We start from the raw sequence: 24,428 nt of genomic DNA on the forward strand, positions 1-24,428 counted from the left end.
GCATAATATACAGAAATGTTTGTGAAATATATATAAAAAACAATATGAAATTTTATGAAATAGAAACAAAAGCCTTCTTTTTTGACAAAAAATGTTCGCATAATGTCAAAAAAGAAGGCTTTTTTTGAAATTTTGATGAACGTAAAAAGAGAAAATCCTCAAAGTGCATATTTTTTGTAAAAATATAGCTGGATAATAGTGCACAATTAATAAAATGGTTGAAATTGCACATTATATGAACAATTCTGCAAACTATAGAGGAAATGCGGATGTTATAATCTATTCATAAGCAAACGGGAAATGCTTAATAAAGGAGGAAAAGTAAATGAAGAAAAAATTACTCGCAGTATTAATGACAGGTATCATGGCAATGTCTTTTGCTGCAACTACTACAGCAGTATATGCAAAAGGTGATGACGATAACACCCTGACTGTATGGGCATGGGATCAGAACTTCAACATCAAGGCTATGAATATTGCAGGTGAGCAGTATGCAAAGGATCACGAAGGATTCAAGGTTGATGTAGTTGAGACATCTTCTGATGACTGCCAGACCAAACTTACAACAGCAGCAAACGCCGGAGATTACAGCACACTTCCGGACATCGTTCTGATGCAGGACAACAGCTATCAGAAATATCTGAAGAGTTATCCGGATGCTTTTACAGATCTGAAGGATATGGATATCAACTGGGATGATTTCGGAAAACTGAAACAGTCCTACTCCATGGTAGATGACACACATTACGGAGTTCCGTTTGATAACGGTGCAACAATTGCCTGCTATCGTACAGATATCCTGGAAGAAGCAGGATATACCATTGATGATCTTACAGATATCACATGGAGCAAATTCATGGAGATCGGAAAAGACGTTCACGAAAAAACAGGTAAATATCTCCTTACAAGTGAAGCAACAGGTGGCGATACTCTGATGATGATGATCCAGTCCTGTGGAGCAAACTTCGTAAATGATGACGGAGAGGCTTATATCGTTGGCAACGATGTAGCAGAGAAATGCGTAGATCTTTATGTGGATCTTGTAAAGAACAATGTTGTTAAATTAGTAAATAACTGGGATGAGTACATCTCCACGATCACAGGCGGAGAGGCTGCCGGTATCGTTAACGGTAACTGGATCACAGCTACACTGATGGGAACAGAGGATCAGAAGGGTCTGTGGCAGATCACAACAATGCCGAAAGTTGACGGCGTTGATACAGCTACAAACTATGCAAACAATGGCGGATCTTCCTGGTACATTACATCCAACTGCAAGAATGTAGAGCTTGCTGAGGACTTCCTTGCAAGCACATTTGGTTCCAGCACAGACTTCTATGATGCAATCCTTCCGGAAACAGGTGCAATTTCCTGCTACCTGCCGGCTGGTGAGTCTGAGGTTTACAATGAGCCAAGCGAGTTCTTCAATAACCAGCCGATCTTCTCAACAATTGTAGAGTACTCTTCACACATTCCGGAATTTACAAAAACTCCGTACCACTATGAGGCAAGAGAGTGCATCAACACAGCTGTTGTTAATATTGTAAACGGCGCAGATAAAGAATCTGCACTTCAGGAAGCACAGGATACACTGGCATTCAAGATGACAGAGTAAAGCTGAAATATTAATGAAATACAGGGCAGGGGACTGCATGCAGTCCCTTGTCTTATGTAAAGGTTTAGATGTTTGAAAGGAGGAGTTCCTGTGAATTCCAAAAAAAGTGGCATGTCTCTGGTAGCGAAACAAAGAGCGGCCGGCTGGATCTTTCTGGCACCGGCAACCATTATGATCGCTGTCATGAGTTTTTATCCGATGATCCGCGCATTTATCATTTCTTTACAGACAGGTGCCGGAGCAAACATGAGGTTTGCGGATCCGATCTTCAGTAACTATAAACGTATTATGATGGATAAGGTATTCCAGCAGTCCATTGTCAATACATTTCTGTATCTTATTATCCAGGTGCCGATCATGCTGATCCTTGCGATCCTGCTCGCACAGCTTCTGAATAACAAGGATCTGAAATTTAAAGGCTTTTTCCGTACATGTGTATTTCTTCCATGTGCAACATCTCTTGTATCTTATTCTCTGATCTTCCGTTCTATGTTTGCAACAGACGGTCTGATCAACAGCATCCTGATCAAACTTGGAATTTTAACAACTGGCTATAACTTCCTGGGTAACTCCACAAGTGCAAAGATCGTGATCATCATCGCACTGATCTGGAGATGGACAGGATATAACATGGTGTTCTATCTGGCAGGTCTTCAGAATATTGAATATTCTGTATACGAGGCAGCAAAGATCGATGGTGCCAATGGCTGGAAGACCTTCTGGAAAATTACCGTACCACTTCTGAAACCGACAATTATCATGACATTTATTATGTCGATCAATGGTACACTGCAGTTGTTTGATGAGTCTGTCAACCTGACAAAAGGTGGCCCGGCGAACTCAACCATCACAATGTCCCATTATGTTTATAATACATGCTTCATCAACGTGCCAAACTTCGGATATGCGGCAGCAATGTCATTTATCATATTTATCATGGTAGCGATCCTGGCCTTTATCAATTTGAAAGTAGGTGATACACGTGACTGAGAAAAAGAATAAATCCGCAATTCAGAGAAGATTGATCCCTACATATATTTTTCTGATCATCGTATCATTTATCTCTGTATTTCCACTGTACTGGATGATCTCTGCGGCAACCAATACATCCACAGATGTATCCAGAGGCCGTATCCTTCCGGGTACATATTTTATGCAGAACTTTAAAAACCTGACTGCACAGCAGCCGCTGTGGAGAGCTCTTGGAAACTCTCTGTTTTATGCAGTTCTTACTACAGTGATCTGCCTTCTGATCTGTTCTATCGCAGGTTATGGCTTTGAGGTATATCATGACAGATGGAAAGACAGACTGTTTTCCACCCTGCTTCTTGCAATGATGGTTCCGCAGGTTGCAACGATGGTTCCTTTATTTAAGATGTTTTCAAAAGCCGGACTCTTAAATACAGCGGTAGGTTTTATCCTTCCGATCATTTCCACACCATTTATGATCATGATGTTCCGTCAGAATGCCAGAGCATTTCCTATCGATATCATTGAGGCAGCACGGATTGACGGATTAAGCGAGGTAAGGATCTTTTTCCAGATGTTTATCCCGACTATGAAATCTACTTATGCGGCGGCAGCAGTTATCACATTTATGAATGCATGGAATTCCTATCTGTGGCCGAAGGTAATCATGACAGATAATAAGGCGATGACCATGCCGATGTTGATCGCCAATCTGATCACAGGATATGTAACGGATTACGGCATGCTGATGTGCGGCGTATTATTCTGTTCCATTCCGACCATGATCGTATTCTTCGTATTACAGAAACAGTTCGCAGAGGGTATTACTGGAGCTGTAAAATAATTTTAAAACAAAAAGGATGCTGCTGAAATCTTTAGGTATATTGTATAATATGCTTTAACTGGATTATGCAGCATTCTTTTTATACCAGATCAACTGTGGATCAGTTGTCTGGTATAAAGCTTCGTAGCGGAGCGGATGACTTTGTCCGCTTGATGCGAATAAATCATAAGGAGATAAAAAAATGGCAGAGCAGATCAGATACGGCCATTATCTGCACGGCGGCGATTACAACCCTGAGCAGTGGCTGGACAGACCGGATATTCTGAAAAAAGATATCGAATATTTCAAAAAAGCCCATATCAATACCGTTTCCATGGGAATGTTTTCCTGGGCAGTGCTGGAGCCAGAAGAGGGAAGATATAACTTTGACTGGCTGGAAGAAGTGATCGATAATATGTATAAAGAAGGAATTTATACGATACTTTCCACACCATCCGGAGCAAGACCGAAATGGATGGCAGATAAATATGAAGAAGTTCTTCGCATGGATCCGGATCGCACAAGAAGATTTTTCGGTGGAAGACATAATCACTGTTATACTTCTCCAGTATACAGGGAAAAAGTCTACAATATTAATAAGAAGCTTTCTGAACGTTTCGGAAAACATCCCGCAGTGCTTTTGTGGCATATTTCCAATGAATATGGCGGAGAATGCCACTGTCCTCTGTGCCGGGAAAAATTCCGGGAATGGCTGAAAGAAAAATACGGGACCATCGAAAATTTAAATTCCAGCTGGTGCACAACGTTTTGGAGCCATACCTATAACAGCTTTGATCAGATCGAAAGTCCTTCGCCAAAGGGGGAAAATGCTCTTCATGCACTTACCTTGGACTGGAAACGTTTTGTTACAGACAGGACTGTGGATTTTATGAAGCATGAGATTTCTGCGATCCGTGCAGGTGGTTCCGAGCTTCCGGCAACTGCCAATCTGATGTATGACTACAACGGACTGGACTATAAAAAATTTAAGGATGTTATGGATATTGCATCCTGGGATAATTATCCAAGCTGGCATAAAAAAGACAATTATACCACAGCGTTGGACGGAGCCATGCAGCATGATCTTATGCGAAGCATCAAGAAAGCACCGTTTCTTCTGATGGAATCCTGTCCCTCTGCGACCAACTGGAAGCCTATCAACAAGCTGAAAAAACCAGGAATACATCTGGCTGCCTCTCTGCAGGCAGTTGCTCATGGTTCAGACAGTGTTCTGTATTTCCAGCTTCGTCAGAGCCAGGGAGCCTCTGAGAAATTCCATGGTGCGGTGATCGATCACTACGGTGGGGATGATACTCGTATTTTCCGCGAAGTGACAGAGGTAGGAGAAGCGTTGGAGCAGATCCGGGAAACTGCTGGAAGCGTGACGAAGTCTCCGGTGGCTGTTCTCTATGACCGGGAAAATGACTGGGCGCTGAAGGATGCGCAGGGACCTCGAAACGAGGATATGCATTATCAGGAAAATGTACTGAAACAGTATCGTGCTCTCCGAAGAAAAGGCTATAATACAGATATCATCAATATGGAACATGATCTGTCCCGGTACCGTTTGGTAACGGCACCGATGGCCTACATGTTTTATCATGGATATGCCGAAAAGCTTCGCGTTTTTGCAAAAAACGGTGGTACTCTGGTAATTTCCTACTGGTCCGGACTTGTAGATGAAACAGATAAATGCTATCTGGAGGGAACCCCTCACGGGCTGATGGAAGCAGCCGGTATCCGTGCGGAAGAGATCGATGCACTTTATGACTGGGAAGAAAACGTAGGTATCCCGGAAACAGGAAATCATCTCAGAATTACAGAAAGCTATACCTGCAAAAATCTCTGTGAGCTTGCAGAGGTTTCCGGTGCGGAAGTGCTGCTGCGTTATGGAAAAGATTTCTATCAGGGGTATCCGGTGCTGACTCACAAGAAATATGGAAAAGGCCATGTTTACTATGTAGCGGCAGATATGGAAGCAGCCTTTTATGAGGATTTTCTGGGAAGGGCAGCAGAGGAAGCAGGCGTGAAGATGCCGCTTACATTTATACCGGAAGGTATTTCTGTGACAACCAGAGAAAATGAGGATACGGAATATCTGTTTATCCAGAACTTCGGAGAAAAGACAGAAACAGTTTCTGTCTCGGGGGATTACGAAGTTCTCTACGGATCAACAGATGAAAATATTGCTCCGCTTGCCACCAGGATTTTAAAGCGGAAAAAATAATCACAGTAAAAAACACAGCAAAAAGTATAAAGCATATTTGTTTTCGGACGGTATGCTTTTTACTGCTGTCTGGGAAAGAGAAGGTAAAATGGCAGGTACACCAAAAGAAGAGATAAAAAGAATAGCGGATCAGTTTGCATTTACCGGAGAACTGGTTTCCTGCGGCCCCTGCGGAAGCGGGCATATCAACGAAACCTATATGCTTAGATATCGGATCGGAGAGATGGGGTCCATTAAGGTGATCCTTCAGAAGATCAATCGGGAGATCTTTCAGAAACCGGAAGAACTGATGGAGAACATTGCCGGAGTCACCGGGCATCTGAAAAAGAAAGTTCTTCAGAAGGGAGGAGATCCGGAACGGGAGGTTCTGAACCTGATTCCGACAAAGGACGGGAAGGCATTCCTGACAGATGAAAACGGAGAATGCTGGAGAGCTTATATTTTTATTACCGATGCAGTAAGTTATGATCTGGCAGAAAAACCGGAGGATTTTTATGAAAGTGCAGTTGCATTTGGAAAATTCCAGGAAATGCTAGCAGATTACCCGGCAGAGACTCTGCATGAAACGATAAAGGATTTCCATGATACAAAGAAACGTTTTCAGACTTTGAAAAATGCCATAGAGAAGGACAGCCGCCATCGTGCTGCATCCGTAAAAGAAGAGATCGCATTTGCGTTTCAGCATGAGTATCTGGCAAATGTATTCGGTGAGCTGCTGGCAAAAGGTGAGGTGCCCCTTCGGGTAACGCACAACGATACGAAGCTGAATAACGTTATGATCGACTTGGAAACAGGAAGGGGAATCTGTGTAGTGGACCTGGACACGGTTATGCCGGGACTTGCCATGAATGATTTTGGAGATTCCATTCGTTTCGGGGCCAGCACTGCATTGGAGGATGAGAAAGATTTAAGCAAAGTTTCCTGTGATATGGAGCTCTATGAAATCTATGTAAAAGGCTTTCTGGAAAGCTGTGGAGATAAGCTTAGTGCAAAAGAGATCGAGATGCTTCCCATGGGAGCTAAGGTGATGACTTATGAATGTGGCATTCGCTTTCTTACCGATTATCTGGAAGGAGATCATTATTTTAAGATCGACCGGGAAGAACACAATCTGGACCGCTGCCGCACACAGTTTAAGCTGGTGGCTGATATGGAACAGAAATGGGATACTATGCAGACGATCGTGAAAAAATATCAGAAATAAAAAACAGGGATTTTTACAATGGAGGTAAAGTGATGAGCGAAACAAAAGGAAGAGTGACCATTCCGACAGATCTGGATGTGATCCCGGAGACACTGAAAATGCTGGATGAGTGGGGTGCAGATGCCATCCGTGACTGTGACGGAACGGAATTTCCGGCAGAGTTGAAGAAAACCGGCGCAAAGATTTATGCAACTTATTATACCACCAGAAAGGATAATGCCTGGGCAAAGGCCCATCCGGAAGAAATTCAGCAGATGTATATCATGACATCCTTTCACACGGCAGTGTCGGATACTCTGGAAATCCATCTGATGGATCATCTGTATCCGGATATGCTGGCGGTGAATACAAGAGATGATATCAGAAGATGGTGGGAAGTCATTGACCGGACTACAGGGGAAGCTGTCAGTACAGAGGAATGGTCATACGATGAAAAAAACGGAAATGTTGTGATCAGGCCGGCGAAAGAGTTTCATGAGTATACGGTAAGTTTTCTTGCATATATCATGTGGGATCCGGTACATATGTACAATGCAGTTGTCAATGACTGGAAGGATGTAGAGCCTCAGATCACTTTTGATGTGCGTCAGCCCGCAACACGTGCACATTCCATGGATCGCCTCCGCAGATTTCTGGATTCCCATGATTATGTGAATGTAGTACGATTTACTACCTTTTTTCACCAGTTCACACTGATCTTTGATGAGATGGCACGGGAAAAATATGTAGACTGGTTTGGATATTCCGCTTCGGTGAGCCCCTATATCCTGAAACAGTTTGAGCAGGAAGTGGGATATAAGTTCCGTCCGGAGTTTATCATTGATCAGGGATATATGAACAACACCTACCGTATCCCATCAAAAGAATTTAAAGATTTCCAGGCTTTCCAGAGACGGGAAGTGGCGAAGGTTGCAAAGGAAATGGTAGACATTGTCCATGAATACGGAAAAGAGGCCATGATGTTCATGGGTGATCACTGGATCGGTATGGAGCCCTTTATGGATGAGTTTGCTTCCATCGGGCTTGATGCGGTAGTGGGAAGCGTCGGAAACGGAGCGACCCTACGTTTGTTCAGTGATATTAAACATGTAAAATATACAGAGGGAAGATTTCTGCCGTACTTTTTCCCGGACACCTTCCATGAGGGCGGGAATCCTGTAAAAGAGGCAAAAGTAAACTGGGTGACTGCAAGAAGAGCTATCCTTCGAAGCCCGATCCAGAGAATTGGATACGGCGGTTATCTGAAGCTGGCTCTGGAATTTCCGGATTTTGTACAGTATATCAAGGAAGTCTGCCAGGAATTCCGTGTGCTCTACGACAATATCCAGGGAACCACACCGTACTGCGTAAAACGTGTGGCAGTTTTAAATTGCTGGGGAAAAATGCGCTCCTGGGGCAACCATATGGTACATCATGCCATCTATTACAAGCAGAATTATTCCTATTTCGGAATTATCGAGGCATTAAGCGGTGCGCCTTTTGATGTGTCCTTTATCAGCTTTGACGATATCCGTGAGGATAAAGAGCTGCTGAATGATTTTGATGTGATCATCAATGTAGGTGATGCGGACACTGCACAGTCCGGTGGTGAGAACTGGGCAGATCCGGAAATCCTTACAGCAGTGCGGAAATTTGTCTATAATGGCGGCGGATTTATTGGCGTCGGTGAACCGGCAGCTCATCAGTGGCAGGGAAAATTCTTCCAGCTGGATGACATCCTTGGTGTAGAGGAAGAAAGAGGATTTAATCTTAATACCGATAAATACAACTGGGAAGAGCATAAAGATCATTTTATCCTGAAGGATACAGACGGAACCGTAGATTTCGGTGAGGGGAAAAAGAATATCTTCGCACTTCCGGATACGAAGATCCTTATCCAGAAAGATCAGGAAGTCCAGATGGCAGTAAAAACCTTCGGAAAAGGCCGGGGCGTTTATATCAGCGGACTTCCGTACAGCTTTTGCAACAGCCGTATTCTTTACAGAGCCGTACTCTGGTCAGTGGCAGCGGAAGGTGAGCTTCATCGTTGGTTTTCTTCCAATTATAATGTGGAAGTACATGCTTATGTGAAAAATAAAAAGTATTGTGTGGTAAACAACACCTATGAGCCACAGGACACTACGGTTTACACAGGGGATGGAAAGAGCTTTGACCTTCATCTGGAAGCTAATGAGATCCGCTGGTATCAGATCTGAGAAAGCAGGATACAGGTTTACTGATAAAGAAAAGCTGTGAAATTGTCTGAGGGCGTTGACAGAGAAAAAAACTTATAATATAATAAATCCATTCCAAAAGTAGGAAAACAAAGCTGTTGTAATAGAGAAAATCTATTATAACAGCTTTTTGTTATTGCTGACAAATAATTTTACTTACAAAGAGGAGGGATTTATGAACAAAAAGATCAAAAACCCTGTTTTGCAGAAAAATAGTGCTTTTTCTCCGAAAAATAAAAGCAGAAAAAGCAGTATTGTGATAAAATAGAAGAAAAATATTTCAAAGACAAACTAAAATGATCAGAAGAAAAGAGGTAGATAGATTATGATAAAAGCAGAAAAAAAGACACTGAAGCTTTCGGTAGAGAAGCCTCAGTATATTACAGTAAATGATATTACTTACGCACAGGTGGACTCCTGGTTCGGACATTGCAGGCGGGATCTGAAACTGGATATAATCTACCCGGAAACAAAAGATGGAAAAATCTATCCCTGCATCCTCTGGATCTGCGGAGGCGCATGGCTGATGATGGATAAATCCGCACATAATCTTTATCTGAGCAGATTGGCATCCAGTGGCTTTGTAGTGGCAAGTGTGGAGTATCGTACTTCTAATCAGGGCCCGTATCCCATGCCGCTGCAGGATGTAAAGGCAGCCATCCGTTATCTGAAAGCCCATGCAGACCGGTTCCGCATCAACAAAGAGCAGATAGGAGTTATGGGAGAGTCTGCCGGAGGATATCTTACCTGTATGGCTGCGCTGGACAATGATCCGGCTCTGGATGTGGGAGAGTATCTGGAAGAATCCAGTAAGGTACAGGCTGCCTGCCCATGGTATCCGCCTACGGATCTTTCCGCATTTCCGTGTGAATCTGCAGAAAAATGTGCTTCTTCCGCAGAATCCCTTCTGCTTGGATTTAATTCCATGTTAAATAAAGAAAAGGCATACCAGAGCAGTCCGGTTTCCAAGGTTACGAAGGATGCACCGCCATTTCTGATCATCCATGGCAACTGCGATCAGGTCGTTCCTTATGTTCAGTCGGAAACTTTATACGGACTTCTGGAGAAAAAAGACTGTGATGTTACTTTGCTGACACTGGATGGTGCAGACCATGCAGATATCCAGTTTTTCCAGGATGAGGTATGGAACCGGATCGCAGAGTTTTTCCATGAAAAACTGAAATAAATAAAAGACAGGAGCACAGATCATCCAGCAGTTGTTGTAAATATGTGATCTTGAAAAGACTAAAATAGAAAAGAGAAACACAAATGATAACATTAAACGATTATCTGTATTCCGGAGATACTCTTCTCCGGATACTGAAGAAATACATTCGGGATCTTAGGATAGAGGCGAAGGAAAAACACAATGAGATCGATCTGGTACACTGTAATTTTTTGATCCAGATCCAGGAGCTTCTGGAGCATAATGATTTCCTCACTGCCCAGTCTCAGAAGATCCGGGAATTTTATAAATATATGGCAGGGGAATATCCGTTTCTGGCGTTTACCTTCAAGGGAAGAATCAAATCCCTGATCCGTGCGGAGGAAAAATTTAACGGATATGTAGTAGAATTTATTTATGACTACTATAAAGAATATGGGGAATATCCTTCCGTATCCCAGATCAAGGAACGGTTAAGCTGTTTCCGCGATTTTATTGCCTACAGGATCGTTATCGCCATGCCCAGATGTCATTTGAAAAATGGTGAGAATGTCAGAGAAGAAGAGCTTCGTTATCTTTATGAGATCGCCAATATACTTCCGGGATTTCTGGAAGAAAGAGGATTTACCGCAGAGCCGGCCAGAGGAGTGCAGGAAAGTACATCGCCACTGCTCAGCAGGGAAGCAAAGCCTTACTATAGGGATTACATCTGTAATAACAGTGAGGATGATTATCAGTCCCTGCATATCACGTTTTATGATAACAGTTCCCGAAGCTATATGGAAGTACAGCTGCGGACCAAAGAAATGGATGATGTTGCGGAGATTGGTTCCGCCAACCATTTAAGCTATGAGAAAAAACAGGAAAGTGAACGCAGGAGAAGGGACGCGGTTCCCCAGGGGGAATGTATCTATTTTGACGAGGCCTATGAGCGGGGTATGCGGCTTCTTGGACTGGATCTTGCTGCGCTGGATGTCAATATGTTTGGTGCGGTAAATAACAGCCTGATCAATGATGGCTGCGGACTGTTCCGCGGAAGGATGATCCTTCCTTATGAGCATCTTTCCCGTTTTCAGAATGATATCGTTGACTGAGGGAGGATGACATGAAAGACTTGACAAAAGGGAAGCCTTCCACATTGATCCTGTCCTTTGCGCTTCCTGTATTTCTGGGAAATCTCTTGCAGCTGACGTACAGCCTGGCAGATACCCGGATCGTGGGAAGCTTTCTTAAAGAAGATGCGCTGGCGTCAGTAGGGGCCACCAGTCCTTTAAGCGGGCTGATCATCGGTTTTCTGATGGGCCTTGCAAATGGATTTGCCATTGTCACCGCACAGAAATTCGGTGCCGGAAACCGGGAAGAAGTACGAAAATCCTTTGCGCTGTCTCTTGTAATGGGTAGCGTGATCTCGCTGGCACTGACTGTTCTGGGACTTTTGCTTCTGCATCCGATCCTGGGATTTCTGAATGTTCCGGATCATTTGACGGGAACCGCCAGGCAGTATATCTTTATCATTATCGCAGGCATGCTGGCAACGTTTCTTTATGATACCTGTGCGGCATCTCTGCGCGCACTTGGGGATACGGTGACGCCCCTTGTGATCCTGGCAGTGTCTGTGACTTTAAATATCGCAGGAGATCTGTTTTTTATTCTGGTAGTAAAAGCAGGAGTGCAGGGAGCGGCCGTTGCCACGGTACTTTCACAGACGCTGGCTTTTCTGGTATGCTGGTTTTACATGATCCGCAGGTATGAGATCCTGCGGCTAACAAAAGAGGATTTTTCCGGTCTTGAAAGAAATATGATGAAAAATATGCTGAGTGCCGGACTTTCCATGGGACTTGTAAGTTCTCTTGTAAATCTTGGTACACTGGCACTGCAGACATCCATCAATCGGCTGGGAAGAGATATCATTGTGGCACATACAGCAGCCCGTAAGATCACGGAAATGTTTATGATCATGTTTGGCGTGTTCGGGCAGACTATGGCAATCTTCTGCGGACAGAACGCAGGTGCAGGGCGTATGGACCGGGTGCGCCAGGGAATCGGTCTTGCAGTTCTGTATACCTGTATCTGGTCCGTGATGACTGTGATCTTCAGTTTTACTATTGGAAAACAGCTGATCTATCTGGTTACAGGAAGCCACAATGAGACGGTGATCCGCAATGCCGCCAATTATCTTAAATTTGATACGATCTTTTATTTCGTAACAGCTGTGATCAGTGTCCTCAGAAATGCTATGCAGGGCCTTGGAGAAACGGTGATCCCTCTGGCTTCCAGTGCGCTGGAGATGATCGGAAAAGTAGTGATCGCGGTGACTCTGGTGCCACTTCTCGGATATACCGGCGTGATCGTAGCAGAACCGATAGTTTGGATTATTATGGTGATCCCACTGATCGTGAAGATCCTTAAGATGCCGGAATTAAAGAGAACAGTCTGAGAGATTCGAAGATCCGATGAGAAAGATTCGCGTGAAAAATAAAAAGCACATTGTATGGAATGAGCCGCCACCGGAAAGTATGACTTTTGGGGTGGTTCAACCATAGCAATGTGCTTTCTTTAATTTTACATAGTTGCTGTCGCTTCTTTTACGTTTTCCTTTTCAGGAAAGATATGTCTGAAAATAAAACGTACGATCGGACCGGCATAGATCAGCTGCCAGAAGAATGCCATCGGGAAGTTGAATGCGGTTGTCTGAAGCCATACAGCTATGAACTGATTTCCTGCATCCTTAAAGAGAATGGTTGCGGCAAGACTCATTAACGGGCACATGAAAGCAACGGAAGGAACGGAGATCGCAAGGATCCTGCTGAACGGATGGCAGTTTTTGAAATCTACCATGCGCATTGCACAACCAAAGGCAAGCTTGGATACAAGGAAGAAGTCAAGGATAAATGCGATCGGTCCCATGATCACCAGCTCATGAAAAGCGTCAAGGAACACGCGGTTTGTCATACTCCCTGTGTTCAGGGAAATGTTGTAGCAGATCATGGCGTAAACCATAAAAAATACCATGATAAGGGTAAAGATAACTTCCTGAAATTTGTTTTTGGCATAAAAATCCTCCTTTAAAATGATTAAGTGATAATGTAAAACCTCAGAGCATGTGTTGTTCGTTAATCATTCAGGAGAATGTGCGTTTCCAATATATGACAGGATTTTGTCATAAACCATATTCGGTTTTTTGACCAAATCAAACTGCGAAGCAGTTATTTGGCTGTAAGCAGGCAGCAGAGCGGTTTACGAATATCCGCTTGATACCGGCGGTTATGATATCATAAGTAGTAAAGCCTTGTCAATAAGTAAAATTCGTAACATCCTGCGGAATGTTCTGAAAAAACATGGAAATATCAGAAGAGTAATTGAGAAAAAAATGGCAATAACTCCTCTTGACCGTTAAAGTTAGATATAGTAAACTTGTAAACAGTTAGCGGATTCTAACTAATGCGTAAAATTTGTGGCGGGCCGTATCCCCTGACAAAATGCGGTCTGAACAGGAGTTACGGACAGGGCGAAAAGACCAGACAGGAGGATAAATATCAAATGGATTATTTAGAGATTGAGAAGGTCATTGGAAGAGAGATTATTGATTCAAGAGGAAATCCGACCGTAGAGGCAGAGGTTTATCTGGCAGATGGAACGGTCGGAAGAGGAGCAGCACCAAGCGGAGCGTCCACAGGAGAATTCGAAGCACTTGAGCTGAGAGATCAGGATAAAAGCCGTTTTGGAGGAAAAGGTGTTTCAAAGGCCATTGAAAATATCAATACAGTAATTAATGATGCGCTGGCAGGAATGGATGCATCTGATATTTATGCAGTGGATGCTGCCATGCTCAAAGCAGATGGAACAAAGGACAAATCAAAACTGGGCGCAAATGCCATTCTTGCGGTTTCTATTGCGTGCGCACGTGCGGCTGCGATTTCTCTTGACATCCCCCTTTACAGATTTCTTGGTGGGGTGAACGGAAACAGACTTCCGGTTCCGATGATGAATATCCTAAACGGTGGTGCACATGCTGCGAATACCGTTGATGTTCAGGAATTTATGATCATGCCGGCAGGAGCACCAAGCTTTAAAGAGGGACTTCGCTGGTGTACAGAGGTATTCCACGCTCTTGCTGCACTTCTGAAAGAAAAAGGCCTTGCAACAAGCGTTGGAGATGAAGGTGGTTTTGCACCAGACCTTGGAAGCGATGAGGAAGCCATTGAGTACATCCTTGAAGCAGTGAAAAAAGCGGGATATGAGCCTGGAAAGGATTTTGTACTTGCCATGGATGCTGCATCCAGTGAGTGGAAAGGAAACAAAAAGGGGGAGTATGTTCTTCCGAAATGCGGAAAGAAATTTACATCTGCGGAGCTTGTTGATCACTGGAAAAATCTGATCGAAAAATATCCGATCTACTCTATTGAGGATGGCCTTGATGAGGAAGACTGGGAAGGCTGGCAGATCATGACAAAAGAACTTGGAGGAAAAGTACAGCTTGTAGGTGATGACCTGTTTGTTACAAATACAGAGCGTCTTGAGAAAGGTATCAGCCTTGGCTGCGGAAATTCTATTCTGATCAAACTGAATCAGATCGGTTCTGTATCCGAGACTCTGGAAGCCATCAAAATGGCACATAAAGCTGGCTATACAGCGATTTCTTCCCATCGTTCCGGAGAGACAGAGGATACAACCATTGCAGATCTTGCAGTGGCACTGAATACCTGCCAGATCAAGACAGGAGCTCCTTCCAGAAGCGAACGTGTGGCAAAATATAATCAGCTTCTCCGTATTGAGGAAGAGCTTGGTGATGCAGCAGTATATCCGGGATTCCGGGCATTCAATATCAAGAGATAAGATCATAACTAACACATTTCTCAAAAAGGTACGCTTTGGCGTGCCTTTTTTTGGCGAAAATAAGGTTGCCAGATTTCTCAAAATAGTATATTATGATTTACAGCCGTGTGAAAAAATAAAATTGAATATTGGAGATGCTATGAAAGAATACGTAAATACTTTTATGCGTTACAGGTTTCTTCTGGGAGAGCTTGTAAAAAAGGAATCAAACTGAAGTACAGACGTTCCTATCTTGGTATCATCTGGTCTCTTCTTGAGCCTCTGCTTACCATGATCGTACTAACGATCGTATTCGGTACCCTGTTCGGAAACAAGGATCGGACATTTCCTGTATATATCCTGACAGGACGTCTTCTGTACACATTCTATTCCAGTGCCACAAAAGCGGCATTGAAATCAGTAAGAGCGAATTCGGCAATGATCAAGAAAGTTTATGTGCCAAAATATCTCTATCCGCTGTCAAGTGTACTTTTTAACTATGTGATCTTCCTGATCTCGCTGATCGTGCTGGTTCCGGTAGGAGCAGTACTTGGTGTGGAGCCGACACTTTATATGCTCCAGATCCCGATCGCGCTGATCCTGGTATTTCTGTTGTCTTATGGTTGTGGAATGATCCTTGCTACGATTGGCGTTTTTTTCAGAGATATGGAATATCTGTGGTCAGTAGCGCTGATGCTGATCATGTATACCTGTGCGATCTTTTATTATCCGTCCAGACTGCTGAAAAGTGGTTTTTCATGGATCCTGAAATATAATCCGCTGTACTGTACCATCGATGTTTTTCGTTCGGGAATGTTCGGAGAGCCGATGAATCTTCATTATGCGGCATACGCACTGGTATTCAGCCTTGTGACGATTGCCATCGGAATGTTCTGTTTCAAGAAGAAACAGGATGAATTTATCCTTTATATTTAACAGGAGAAAAATATGGAAAAACCTGCAGTAGTTGTAGATAACGTAAGTATGAAGTTTAATCTCAGTAAAGAAAAGGTAGACAGCCTGAAGGATTACGTGATTAAATTCTTAAAAAAGAAATTAAATATAATGAATTCTGGGCTCTTCAGAATGTTGATTTTGAGGTGAAAAAAGGTGACCGTGTAGGAATCCTGGGACTTAACGGAGCGGGAAAAAGTACTCTGCTCAAAGTAATTGCCGGTGTATTCAAGCCTACCGAAGGCAAGGTGGTCCGAAACGGCCGTCTGGTCCCCCTTCTGGAACTGGGAGCCGGTTTTGATTCGCAGTATACAGGACGTGAGAATATTTTTCTGTATGGTGCGATGCTCGGATATTCCAAGAAGTTTCTGGAATCGAAATTTGATGAGATCGTTGAGTTTTCTGAACTGAAGGAATTTATCGATGTCCCTATTAAGAATTATTCTTCCGGTATGAAGGCAAGACTTGGATTCTCCATTGCCACACTGGTATCACCGGATATCCTGATCCTGGATGAAGTCCTTTCTGTAGGAGATGCCAAATTCCGGAAAAAGAGTGAAAAGAAAGTCTTAAGTATGTTTGATAAGGGCGTTACGGTACTGTTTGTATCCCATTCTCTGGAACAGGTACAGCGCTTGTGCAATAAAGCAATGATACTTGAAAAAGGAAAACTGATCGCATATGGAGATATTGATGAGATCTCGGCCAAATATGCGGAGATGATCAGATAAAGAACAGAAGGCGGCCCAGGCAGTCGCATAAATAAAAAGAACCGGACAGTGAACGGTTTGAATAGCAGATAGCCAGACGATTTGCGGAAATGATGCAAATGTCTGGCTATTATGTTATTATATTACGAAGAAAACAGGGAGGCAAAAAGATGACTTTACAGCAGATCCTTGAAAAGGTAAAAAAGGCCAGCTCTCTGTGGAGCATGCAGAGGACCTTCTGAAAAAAGAGGGATATGAAGAAATGGATTATGCGAAGCTGGATACTACCCGAAAAGCGAGGACCGGTTTTGCGGAGGTAGTTTACTGTGCGAGAAAAGCAGACGAACATCTTTTGAATATCTATCAGAAGCTTTATGAGGAAGATGGAGAAGTCTTTGGAACAAGGGCGTCAGAACATCAGTATGAACTGGTAAAAAAGGTTCTTCCTGATGTGGTTTATGATCCGGTTTCCGGAATTTTGAAGATTGAAAAAGAGAAGGAGCATATCGGAAAGGTGGCAGTGTGTACAGCCGGAACAGCAGATATTTCTGTTGCGGAGGAAGCTGCCCAGACAGCAGAGTATTTCGGCACACATGTGGAGAGGATCTATGATGTGGGAGTCAGTGGTATGCACAGACTCTTTTCCAGGCTGGATACGATCCAGGAGGCTAACTGTGTGGTTGCGGTAGCAGGAATGGAGGGTGCGCTGGCAAGTGTTATGGGTGGTCTTGTGAAACGTCCGGTGATCGCGGTACCTACTTCTGTGGGATATGGCGCCAGCTTTCATGGATTGTCAGCGCTTCTGACAATGATCAATTCCTGTGCCAACGGAATTGCAGTAGTAAATATTGACAACGGATTTGGGGCAGGATATCTGGCAACCCAGATCAATCGGCTTGCGGAGGGAAAATAAATGAGAAACAAATTATATCTGGAGTGTACCTCCGGGATCAGCGGGGATATGACAGTTGCGGCTCTTCTGGATCTGGGTGCAGATCAGAAAAAACTGGTGAGAACTCTTAAAAGTCTGCCGGTAAAAGGTTTCGACATAAAGATCAGCCGTGTGATGAAATCAGGGATCGATGCCTGTGATTTTGCTGTACTACTGGATCATGATCATGAGAATCATGATCATGATATGAAATATCTGTATGGGCATGATGGAGATTCTCACAGCCAGGATCATGAGGAACATCATTATCAACATAGTCATGAAGCCCTGGAATCCCATGAGCATTCCCATTCTCATGAACATCATGTACAGGAAACCCATGGAAACAGTCATACATATACAGAAACGATGCATTCCCACCACGGACACCATCACCATGAACACCGTGGCCTTAACGAGATCATGGAGATTATCGACCATGCAGATATGACAGATCGTGCAAAATCCTATGGAAAAAGGATTTTTAAGATTCTTGCCGAGGCAGAAGCAAAAGCCCATAATGTACCGGTGAATCAGGTCCATTTCCATGAAGTGGGTGCAGTGGATTCCATTGTGGATATTCTTTCTGTTGCAATCTGTATGGATGATCTGGATGTGGAGGAAGTGATCGTTCCAAGACTTTGTGAGGGTAGCGGAACGATTCGCTGTCAGCACGGGATCCTTCCGGTGCCGGTACCGGCGGTAAGTAATATTGTAAGTGCTTATCAGCTGAAGCTGCATATCACATCGGTGCAGGGTGAACTGATAACGCCTACAGGAGCAGCCATTGTGGCGGCATTCCTTACATCAGAAAAACTGCCTGAAGATTTTACGGTGGAGAAGATCGGTATCGGAGCAGGCAAGCGCCAGTATGAGTGCCCGGGAATTCTCCGTGCCATGCTGATCCGGGGATCCGGGGAGGAGGCTTCAGGCAATGATGCTTGTACGGAAATAGACACCATTATAAAGCTGGAATCCAACATTGATGACTGTACAGGAGAAACGCTTGGCTATGTTATGGAGCTTCTGTATGAGGCAGGAGCCAGAGAGGCCAATTACATGCCTGTATTTATGAAGAAAAACCGTCCGGCATGGCTGCTTACCGTTCTATGTAAAAAAGAACAGGTTTCAGCGATGGAGCAGATCATTTTCAGAGAAACAACAACCATTGGGATCCGTCGCCAGGAGATGGGGAGAACCATTTTGAAAAGAGAGAAAAGAGCGGTTACAACCCCGTTTGGGAAGGTAGAAGTGAAGGTCTGCATTTTTGACGGACAGGAATATTTTTTATCCGGAATACGAAAGCGTAAAAAAACTCTGTGAAAAAACAGGAATTTCCTATAAAGAAGCATATCATATGGCTGTTCGGGGATAAGATCGAGGTGGTTGCCTTGTATAATGCACTTACATATTGACACCTTTTCGAAAAAACTATATAAATGTATATAGAAAGATTATTGCCGAACAGAACAGCTGGCAATGATACAGTAAGGCAGAGGCAGGAGAAGGATTTATGGCGGTAACAATACAGCAGATTGCAGAACAGGCAGGGGTTTCCAGGGGAACCGTGGACAGAGCGTTGAACCACAGAGGACGGATCAATCCGGAGGTGGCAGAGAGAATCTGCCGTCTGGCGGACGAGATGGGATATGTACAGAAAGAACGGAAGCATTCCAGAACAGCTAAAGATGAAAGACTGAAGATCGGAGTGGTGACACAGCTTGCCAGATCTTCTTTTATGCAGGAAGTAAACCGTGGTATTGAGAAGGCAGCCGTGGAACTGAAAGAAAAAGGGATCCAGCTGATCCTGAAAGAGGGTCTTTCCGTTGATGAAGAGGAACAGCTGCAGGCCATTGAGGAACTGGAACAGGAAGGAATCCGGGGACTTGCGATCATGCCGGTAGACAGTGAGACTGTCCGGGAGAAACTGAACGCTTTGATCGAAGAGAAGAATATCCCAGTAGTAACCTTTAACTCTGATATTGTAGGAACGAGAAGAACCTGTTTTGTGGGAATGGATAACCGCAAGAGCGGACGTACTGCGGCCGGACTCCTTGGAATGCTGACAAGAGGAAGCGGAAAGATCCTGATCATCACCGGATATTTCAGCAATCATGTTGATAATCAGCGAGTGGATGGCTTTGTAGAGGAAGCCAAGCGGGCTTTTCCACATCTGGAGATCGCCGGTGTTCACGGAAGCTTTGATGAAGCAGCTGAGGTGGAGCACATTATAGAAAATGCCATGATGAGTACTTCAGGGATCAGCGGGATCCTGGTTGTATCCGGAGGCCAGGCAGGAGTGGGGAAGGCATTTGAAAAGCTGAGACTTGACCGCAGGCCCTACGTTGTGATCTACGATCAGACTCCGAAGAATGAACGGGCACTGAAGAATGATCATGTGGATTTTCTGATCGACCAGAATGGATATGTCCAGGGGTATGAACCGCCAAGGATCCTGGCGGATATCCTGACAAAAGGACAGGAGCCGGAGAGAGAATATCTCTTTACAGATATCAAGATCAAAACAAAATATAACCTTTGAACATGTATTGGGCAAAGTATCATATAAAATAGTCTGCAGGATGAAAACTGCAGGCTTTTTTATATTACAGGAAATCTGTAAGATACTACGATATGGAATATAGATTCCAAGAAAACAACTGTCTGGATGCATTTGATTGCGTGCTAATAGCGTGCTAAAAATACTAACACGCAAATGCACATGTAGATAATATCTACTTTGAACAAAACAAAACTACAAAAATTGTATAGAATAACTGAAAAAAGAAAAATGAAAAGAAGTACTTGCCCAAATTGTAAAACGGTGCTATATTAACATCATAAGAAACACGCAAGAAAGCACGCTAAATAAAAGAAAAAGCACGCAAAGCAAAAAAGCACACAAAAAAGTAAAAATAAACCATCAAACAAACGGAGGTAAGATCATGAAGTATATCGAATTTGATGAATCCAGACCAATGGACCTGGTGCTCCTTGGAAGAGTTGCCATTGATTTTAATCCTGCTTACAACGATCAGGTAAAGGAGGAGTTCAAACCCCTGAAGAAGGTACATATGTTTGAGAAATTTGTAGGAGGATCTCCTGCAAACATCGCTGTAGGTGTTACCAAGCATGGCCTGAAAGCAGGATTTATCGGAAAGGTTTCGGATGATCAGTTCGGTGAGTATGTTGTAGATTATTTTGATGAGAGAGGAATCGATACCTCACAGATCACAAAATGTACAAACGGAGAGAAGCTGGGACTTACCTTTACCGAGATGCTTTCTCCAAAGGAAAGCAGTATCCTCATGTATCGTAACCGTATCGCAGATCTGCAGCTTCATGTAGACGACATCCACGAGGATTATATCAAAAATGCAAAAGCGATCCTCATTTCCGGAACTGCTCTTGCAGAGAGCCCTTCCAGAGAAGCAGCGATCAAAGCGGTTATGCTTGCTAAGAAAGTAAACACAAAGATCATTTTTGATATTGATTACAGAGAGTACAACTGGAAGAATGCAGATGAGATTTCCATCTACTATTCCATCGTAGCTAAGGAAGCTGACATCATCATGGGCTCCAGAGAAGAGTTTGACCTTACAGAGAAACTGATCAAAGAAGGCATGACTGATGAGGAGAGTGCAGCTTACTGGCAGGCAAAAAATGCAAAGATTGTTGTCATCAAACACGGTATGAAGGGTTCCACAGCCTACACAGTTGACGGACAGAAGTTCAGCATCAAGCCATTCCCGGTTGAGGCAAGAAAAGGCTTCGGCGGCGGCGACGGATACGGCTCCGGATTCTTGTATGGACTGTATCAGGGCTGGGAGATCATTGACTGCCTGGAGTTTGGTTCTGCTGAGGCATCCATGATGGTTAAGAGCAACAACTGCTCCGATTCCCTTCCGGGACCGGATGAAGTTCACGCATTCATTAAAGATGAAAAAGAAAAATTCGGCGAAATGATCGCAAGAGTATAAAGAAAAGGAGTGGAAAAAATGGCAAAGACAGTAAGAATGACAACTGCACAGGCAATTGTAAAATTTCTGGATAATCAGTATGTTTCCATGGACGGAGTGGAGACAAAATTCGTAGAAGGATTTTTCACGATCTTCGGACACGGTATTGCTGTAGGACTTGGTGAGGCACTGGATACAAATCCGGGACAGCTGAAGGTTCTTCAGGGAAGAAATGAGCAGGGTATGTGTCACGTTGCTACCGCTTTTGCAAAACAGAGCAACCGCAAAAAAATCATTGCATGCGCTTCCTCCATCGGACCTGGAGCTGCAAACATGGTAACAGCATGTGCAACAGCAACTGTAAATAATATTCCGCTTCTTGTATTCCCGGCAGATACTTTTGCATCTCGCCAGCCTGACCCGGTTCTCCAGCAGCTGGAGCAGAGCAGCAGCCTTGCCATCAGTACGAACGATGCATTCAAACCAGTCTGCAAATACTGGGATAGGATCACAAGACCGGAGATGGTCATGACCGCTCTGATCAATGCAATGAGAGTTCTTACAGATCCGGCTGAAACAGGTGCATGCTGCATCGCACTTTGCCAGGATGTTGAGGGTGAGTCCTTTGACTTCCCGGAGTACTTCTTCAAGAAGAGAGTGCACAGGATCACAAGACCGGTTGCAGTAGAGGAAGAGCTTGAGGATGTGGCAGAGGTCATCGCAGGAGCGAAGAAACCGCTTATCGTTGTTGGTGGTGGTGTCCGTTACTCAGAAGCCGGAGAAGCTGTTGAGAAATTCTGCGAGGAATTCAAGATCCCATTCGGCGAGACACAGGCCGGAAAGAGTGCCTGCCAGTCCGGCAATCCGTACTGTCTTGGCGGTATCGGTGTAACAGGAACCTACGCTTCCAACATCATCGGTAAAGACGCAGACGTGGTAATTTCTATCGGTTCCAGAATGTCTGACTTTACAACAAGTTCCAAGCATCTGTTCCAGAATGAGGATGTTCAGTTTGTAAGTATCAACAACTGCAGATTCCACGCATACAAGATGGATGCAGTAAAAGCAGTGGGTGATGCAAAAGCTACCGTAGAAGCACTAGCAGAAAAGCTTCGTGCAAGAGGATATAAATCTGCATACACAGATGAGATCGAGAAAGCAAAAGCTGCATGGGATAAAGAGATGGAGCGCCTTGGAAGCATTGAGTACACAGGAGATGATTTTGAGCCGCTGATCAAGGCAAGAGATCCTCGTACGATTCCGGAATATGTAAAGCTTACAAACGGAAAGATCACACAGACAGCAGCACTTGCAGCGATCAACAGAACTATCGACAAAGATGCAACCATCATCACAGCAGGCGGTTCCCTTCCAAGCTGTATGCAGCGTATGTGGAGAACAGACAAACGTGGCGGATATCATGCAGAGTACGGATATTCCTGTATGGGATATGAGGTTGCCGCTACCCTCGGCGTGAAATTTGCTGAGCCGGATAATGAAGTATACTGCGTAGTTGGAGATTCCAGCTTCCAGATGCTTCACAGTGAGATCATGACTATCATGCAGGAGAGACAGAAAGTCAATATCATGGTATTCGATAACTGCGGATTTGGCTGCATCAACAACCTTGAGATGAACCACGGAATCGGAAGCCTTGCAACAGAGTTCCGTTATACAGACGGCAAGAAACCGACCGGAGATCTGATCCCTGTAGATTATGCAAAGATCGGCGAAGGCTATGGTCTGAAGACCTATACCTGCCGCACCATCCAGGAATTGGTAGACGCTCTGGAAGATGCCAAAAAGCAGGAGATCGCATGCCTCTTTGATCTCAAAGTTATCCCGAAGACCATGACAGACGGATATGAGTCCTGGTGGGATGTAGGAATTGCAACAACATCTGAGAAAGAAAGCGTAAGAAAGGCCTGCGAGGGAGTTATGAAAGGCCGTGAAGAGGCAAGACTGTACTAATCTGGGAGGTAAGAAAATGAGTAAAGTATTTGGTTATCCGGAATATGACGAAAAAGGCGAAAAGATTCTTACAACATACGATAATGAGTACAAGGCCATGATGATGGACATCCGTGTTTACCGTATGAAAGCAGGAGAGACAAGAACATTTTTAAGAGAGGGTGAGGAGACAGCAGTTCTCCTCCTCTCCGGAAACATTACCTATAAATGGAACGGAAACGAAGCTGCAGCAACCAGAAAAGACGTGTTCACAGAGGGACCATGGTGTGTTCACGGATGCACAGGAACTGAGATTACAGTCGTAGCAAATGCAGAGTCACAGATCCTTGTTCAGTGCACAAAGAACGAGAAAGATTTCGGTGCAAAACTCTACAAACCGGAAGATGCTCCGTGGGGATATTCCTGCGTAGGCAAGTTCGGAAATGTTGCGAAGAGAAGAGTAAACACCATCTTCGATCATGACATTTCACCGGAGTCCAATATGGTTCTTGGTGAGGTTCTCAATGACAGAGGAAACTGGTCCGGATACCTGCCGCACAGACATCCGCAGCCTGAGACATACTTTTTCAAATTTGATCATCCGGAAGGGTTTGGAGCAAGCTTTGTCGGTGATCAGGTATTTAAGAGTACAGACGAGAGCTTTTCCGCAATTCCAGGAGGAGAGCTTCATCCGCAGGCAGTTGCACCTGGATATCAGATGTATACATGCTGGATGATCCGCCACATTGACGGAAATCCGTGGCTGCAGACAGACCGCTGCGAGGATGAGAGATATACCTGGCTTCATGACGCCGAGTTTTAAGGATTCGGAGATACTGATACTGGATCGTAAATAACAGGCAGCAGGAAGAGGAAAATGCTGTTGTTTGTGA

General features: G+C 44.1%; 19 protein-coding genes and 1 pseudogene. 19 read left to right on the forward strand and 1 reads right to left on the reverse strand.

The window, feature by feature from the left end:
• The first annotated feature begins 325 nt into the window (after positions 1-325).
• The 9 genes from CK1_RS00470 (at position 326) to CK1_RS00510 (ending at position 12,653) form a co-directional block, all read left to right on the forward strand.
• On the forward strand, positions 326-1,615 hold the full coding sequence (locus tag CK1_RS00470; RefSeq protein ID WP_015524390.1) for an ABC transporter substrate-binding protein: 1,290 nt from the start codon (positions 326-328) through the stop codon (positions 1,613-1,615).
• A gap of 90 nt (positions 1,616-1,705) precedes the next feature.
• Positions 1,706-2,605 carry a carbohydrate ABC transporter permease gene (locus CK1_RS00475; RefSeq protein WP_173739121.1) on the forward strand — a complete coding sequence of 300 codons (900 nt, stop codon included), beginning with the start codon at positions 1,706-1,708 and terminating at the stop codon, positions 2,603-2,605.
• Positions 2,598-3,428 carry a carbohydrate ABC transporter permease gene (locus tag CK1_RS00480; protein WP_021651760.1) on the forward strand — a complete coding sequence of 277 codons (831 nt, stop codon included), beginning with the start codon at positions 2,598-2,600 and terminating at the stop codon, positions 3,426-3,428. The genes CK1_RS00475 and CK1_RS00480 overlap by 8 nt, the downstream gene beginning before the upstream one ends.
• A 181-nt stretch (positions 3,429-3,609) precedes the next feature.
• On the forward strand, positions 3,610-5,634 hold the full coding sequence (locus CK1_RS00485) for a beta-galactosidase (RefSeq protein ID WP_015524391.1): 2,025 nt from the start codon (positions 3,610-3,612) through the stop codon (positions 5,632-5,634).
• A gap of 88 nt (positions 5,635-5,722) precedes the next feature.
• On the forward strand, positions 5,723-6,838 hold the full coding sequence (locus CK1_RS00490; protein WP_015524392.1) for a phosphotransferase enzyme family protein: 1,116 nt from the start codon (positions 5,723-5,725) through the stop codon (positions 6,836-6,838).
• A 32-nt stretch (positions 6,839-6,870) separates the two neighbouring features.
• Positions 6,871-9,033 carry a 1,3-beta-galactosyl-N-acetylhexosamine phosphorylase gene (gnpA, locus tag CK1_RS00495; protein WP_015524393.1) on the forward strand — a complete coding sequence of 721 codons (2,163 nt, stop codon included), beginning with the start codon at positions 6,871-6,873 and terminating at the stop codon, positions 9,031-9,033.
• 343 nt (positions 9,034-9,376) lie between these two features.
• On the forward strand, positions 9,377-10,237 hold the full coding sequence (locus tag CK1_RS00500; RefSeq protein WP_015524395.1) for an alpha/beta hydrolase: 861 nt from the start codon (positions 9,377-9,379) through the stop codon (positions 10,235-10,237).
• 83 nt (positions 10,238-10,320) lie between these two features.
• Complete coding sequence (locus CK1_RS00505; protein ID WP_015524396.1) at positions 10,321-11,310, forward strand: RelA/SpoT-related domain-containing protein; 990 nt, start codon at positions 10,321-10,323, stop codon at positions 11,308-11,310.
• Between the two features lie 11 nt (positions 11,311-11,321).
• Positions 11,322-12,653: an MATE family efflux transporter gene (locus CK1_RS00510; protein ID WP_015524397.1), complete on the forward strand. Its 1,332-nt coding sequence runs from the start codon at positions 11,322-11,324 to the stop codon at positions 12,651-12,653.
• 125 nt (positions 12,654-12,778) lie between these two features.
• Here CK1_RS00510 and CK1_RS00515 read toward each other — a convergent pair whose 3' ends face one another.
• Entirely contained in the window at positions 12,779-13,288 is a 510-nt protein-coding gene (locus CK1_RS00515) for a DUF2798 domain-containing protein (protein ID WP_502685116.1), read from the reverse strand.
• Between the two features lie 468 nt (positions 13,289-13,756).
• Here CK1_RS00515 and eno point away from each other — a divergent pair, with 468 nt between their 5' ends.
• The 10 genes and pseudogenes from eno to CK1_RS00560 all read left to right on the forward strand — a co-directional run bounded on the left by eno (position 13,757) and on the right by CK1_RS00560 (position 24,358).
• Positions 13,757-15,052: a phosphopyruvate hydratase gene (gene eno, locus CK1_RS00520; protein WP_044961624.1), complete on the forward strand. Its 1,296-nt coding sequence runs from the start codon at positions 13,757-13,759 to the stop codon at positions 15,050-15,052.
• The gene (locus CK1_RS17715; RefSeq protein WP_015524400.1) at positions 15,006-15,266 is read left to right on the forward strand and encodes a hypothetical protein; all 261 of its coding nucleotides are present in this window, start codon (positions 15,006-15,008) and stop codon (positions 15,264-15,266) included. The genes eno and CK1_RS17715 overlap by 47 nt, the downstream gene beginning before the upstream one ends.
• 26 nt (positions 15,267-15,292) lie before the next feature.
• Positions 15,293-15,967 (forward strand): ABC transporter permease, encoded by a 675-nt coding sequence (locus CK1_RS00525; protein ID WP_353611203.1) that lies wholly within the window; start codon positions 15,293-15,295, stop codon positions 15,965-15,967.
• A gap of 12 nt (positions 15,968-15,979) precedes the next feature.
• A pseudogene (locus CK1_RS00530) lies at positions 15,980-16,716 on the forward strand (ABC transporter ATP-binding protein).
• A 196-nt stretch (positions 16,717-16,912) separates the two neighbouring features.
• Positions 16,913-17,608 (forward strand): nickel pincer cofactor biosynthesis protein LarB, encoded by a 696-nt coding sequence (gene larB, locus CK1_RS00535; RefSeq protein WP_353611090.1) that lies wholly within the window; start codon positions 16,913-16,915, stop codon positions 17,606-17,608.
• Positions 17,609-18,949 carry a nickel pincer cofactor biosynthesis protein LarC gene (larC, locus tag CK1_RS00540; protein ID WP_015524403.1) on the forward strand — a complete coding sequence of 447 codons (1,341 nt, stop codon included), beginning with the start codon at positions 17,609-17,611 and terminating at the stop codon, positions 18,947-18,949. It begins immediately after the preceding gene.
• Between the two features lie 190 nt (positions 18,950-19,139).
• Positions 19,140-20,168 (forward strand): LacI family DNA-binding transcriptional regulator, encoded by a 1,029-nt coding sequence (locus CK1_RS00545; protein WP_015524404.1) that lies wholly within the window; start codon positions 19,140-19,142, stop codon positions 20,166-20,168.
• 403 nt (positions 20,169-20,571) lie between these two features.
• A complete protein-coding gene (gene iolC / locus CK1_RS00550; protein ID WP_015524405.1) occupies positions 20,572-21,606 on the forward strand; it encodes a 5-dehydro-2-deoxygluconokinase in 1,035 nt (344 codons plus the stop codon).
• Positions 21,607-21,624: 18 nt separating this feature from the next.
• On the forward strand, positions 21,625-23,556 hold the full coding sequence (gene iolD, locus CK1_RS00555) for a 3D-(3,5/4)-trihydroxycyclohexane-1,2-dione acylhydrolase (decyclizing) (protein ID WP_015524406.1): 1,932 nt from the start codon (positions 21,625-21,627) through the stop codon (positions 23,554-23,556).
• Positions 23,557-23,572: 16 nt separating this feature from the next.
• A complete protein-coding gene (locus CK1_RS00560) occupies positions 23,573-24,358 on the forward strand; it encodes a 5-deoxy-glucuronate isomerase (RefSeq protein ID WP_015524407.1) in 786 nt (261 codons plus the stop codon).
• The last annotated feature ends 70 nt before the right edge of the window (positions 24,359-24,428 follow it).

This window comes from Ruminococcus sp. SR1/5 (assembly GCF_000209835.1).
Lineage (GTDB): Bacteria > Bacillota > Clostridia > Lachnospirales > Lachnospiraceae > Blautia_A > Blautia_A fusiformis.

Bases quoted from the DNA above. Each gene is read 5' to 3' on its own strand.
- CK1_RS00560 (WP_015524407.1), top strand. From the start codon at position 23,573: ATGAGTAAAGTATTTGGTTATCCGGAATATGACGAAAAAGGCGAAAAG.
- gnpA (WP_015524393.1), top strand. From the start codon at position 6,871: ATGAGCGAAACAAAAGGAAGAGTGACCATTCCGACAGATCTGGATGTG.
- CK1_RS00505 (WP_015524396.1), top strand. From the start codon at position 10,321: ATGATAACATTAAACGATTATCTGTATTCCGGAGATACTCTTCTCCGG.
- iolC (WP_015524405.1), top strand. From the start codon at position 20,572: ATGAAGTATATCGAATTTGATGAATCCAGACCAATGGACCTGGTGCTC.
- larC (WP_015524403.1), top strand. From the start codon at position 17,609: ATGAGAAACAAATTATATCTGGAGTGTACCTCCGGGATCAGCGGGGAT.
- CK1_RS00500 (WP_015524395.1), top strand. From the start codon at position 9,377: ATGATAAAAGCAGAAAAAAAGACACTGAAGCTTTCGGTAGAGAAGCCT.
- CK1_RS00470 (WP_015524390.1), top strand. From the start codon at position 326: ATGAAGAAAAAATTACTCGCAGTATTAATGACAGGTATCATGGCAATG.
- CK1_RS00490 (WP_015524392.1), top strand. From the start codon at position 5,723: ATGGCAGGTACACCAAAAGAAGAGATAAAAAGAATAGCGGATCAGTTT.
- CK1_RS00545 (WP_015524404.1), top strand. From the start codon at position 19,140: ATGGCGGTAACAATACAGCAGATTGCAGAACAGGCAGGGGTTTCCAGG.
- iolD (WP_015524406.1), top strand. From the start codon at position 21,625: ATGGCAAAGACAGTAAGAATGACAACTGCACAGGCAATTGTAAAATTT.
- eno (WP_044961624.1), top strand. From the start codon at position 13,757: ATGGATTATTTAGAGATTGAGAAGGTCATTGGAAGAGAGATTATTGAT.
- CK1_RS00510 (WP_015524397.1), top strand. From the start codon at position 11,322: ATGAAAGACTTGACAAAAGGGAAGCCTTCCACATTGATCCTGTCCTTT.
- CK1_RS17715 (WP_015524400.1), top strand. From the start codon at position 15,006: ATGCAGCAGTATATCCGGGATTCCGGGCATTCAATATCAAGAGATAAG.
- CK1_RS00485 (WP_015524391.1), top strand. From the start codon at position 3,610: ATGGCAGAGCAGATCAGATACGGCCATTATCTGCACGGCGGCGATTAC.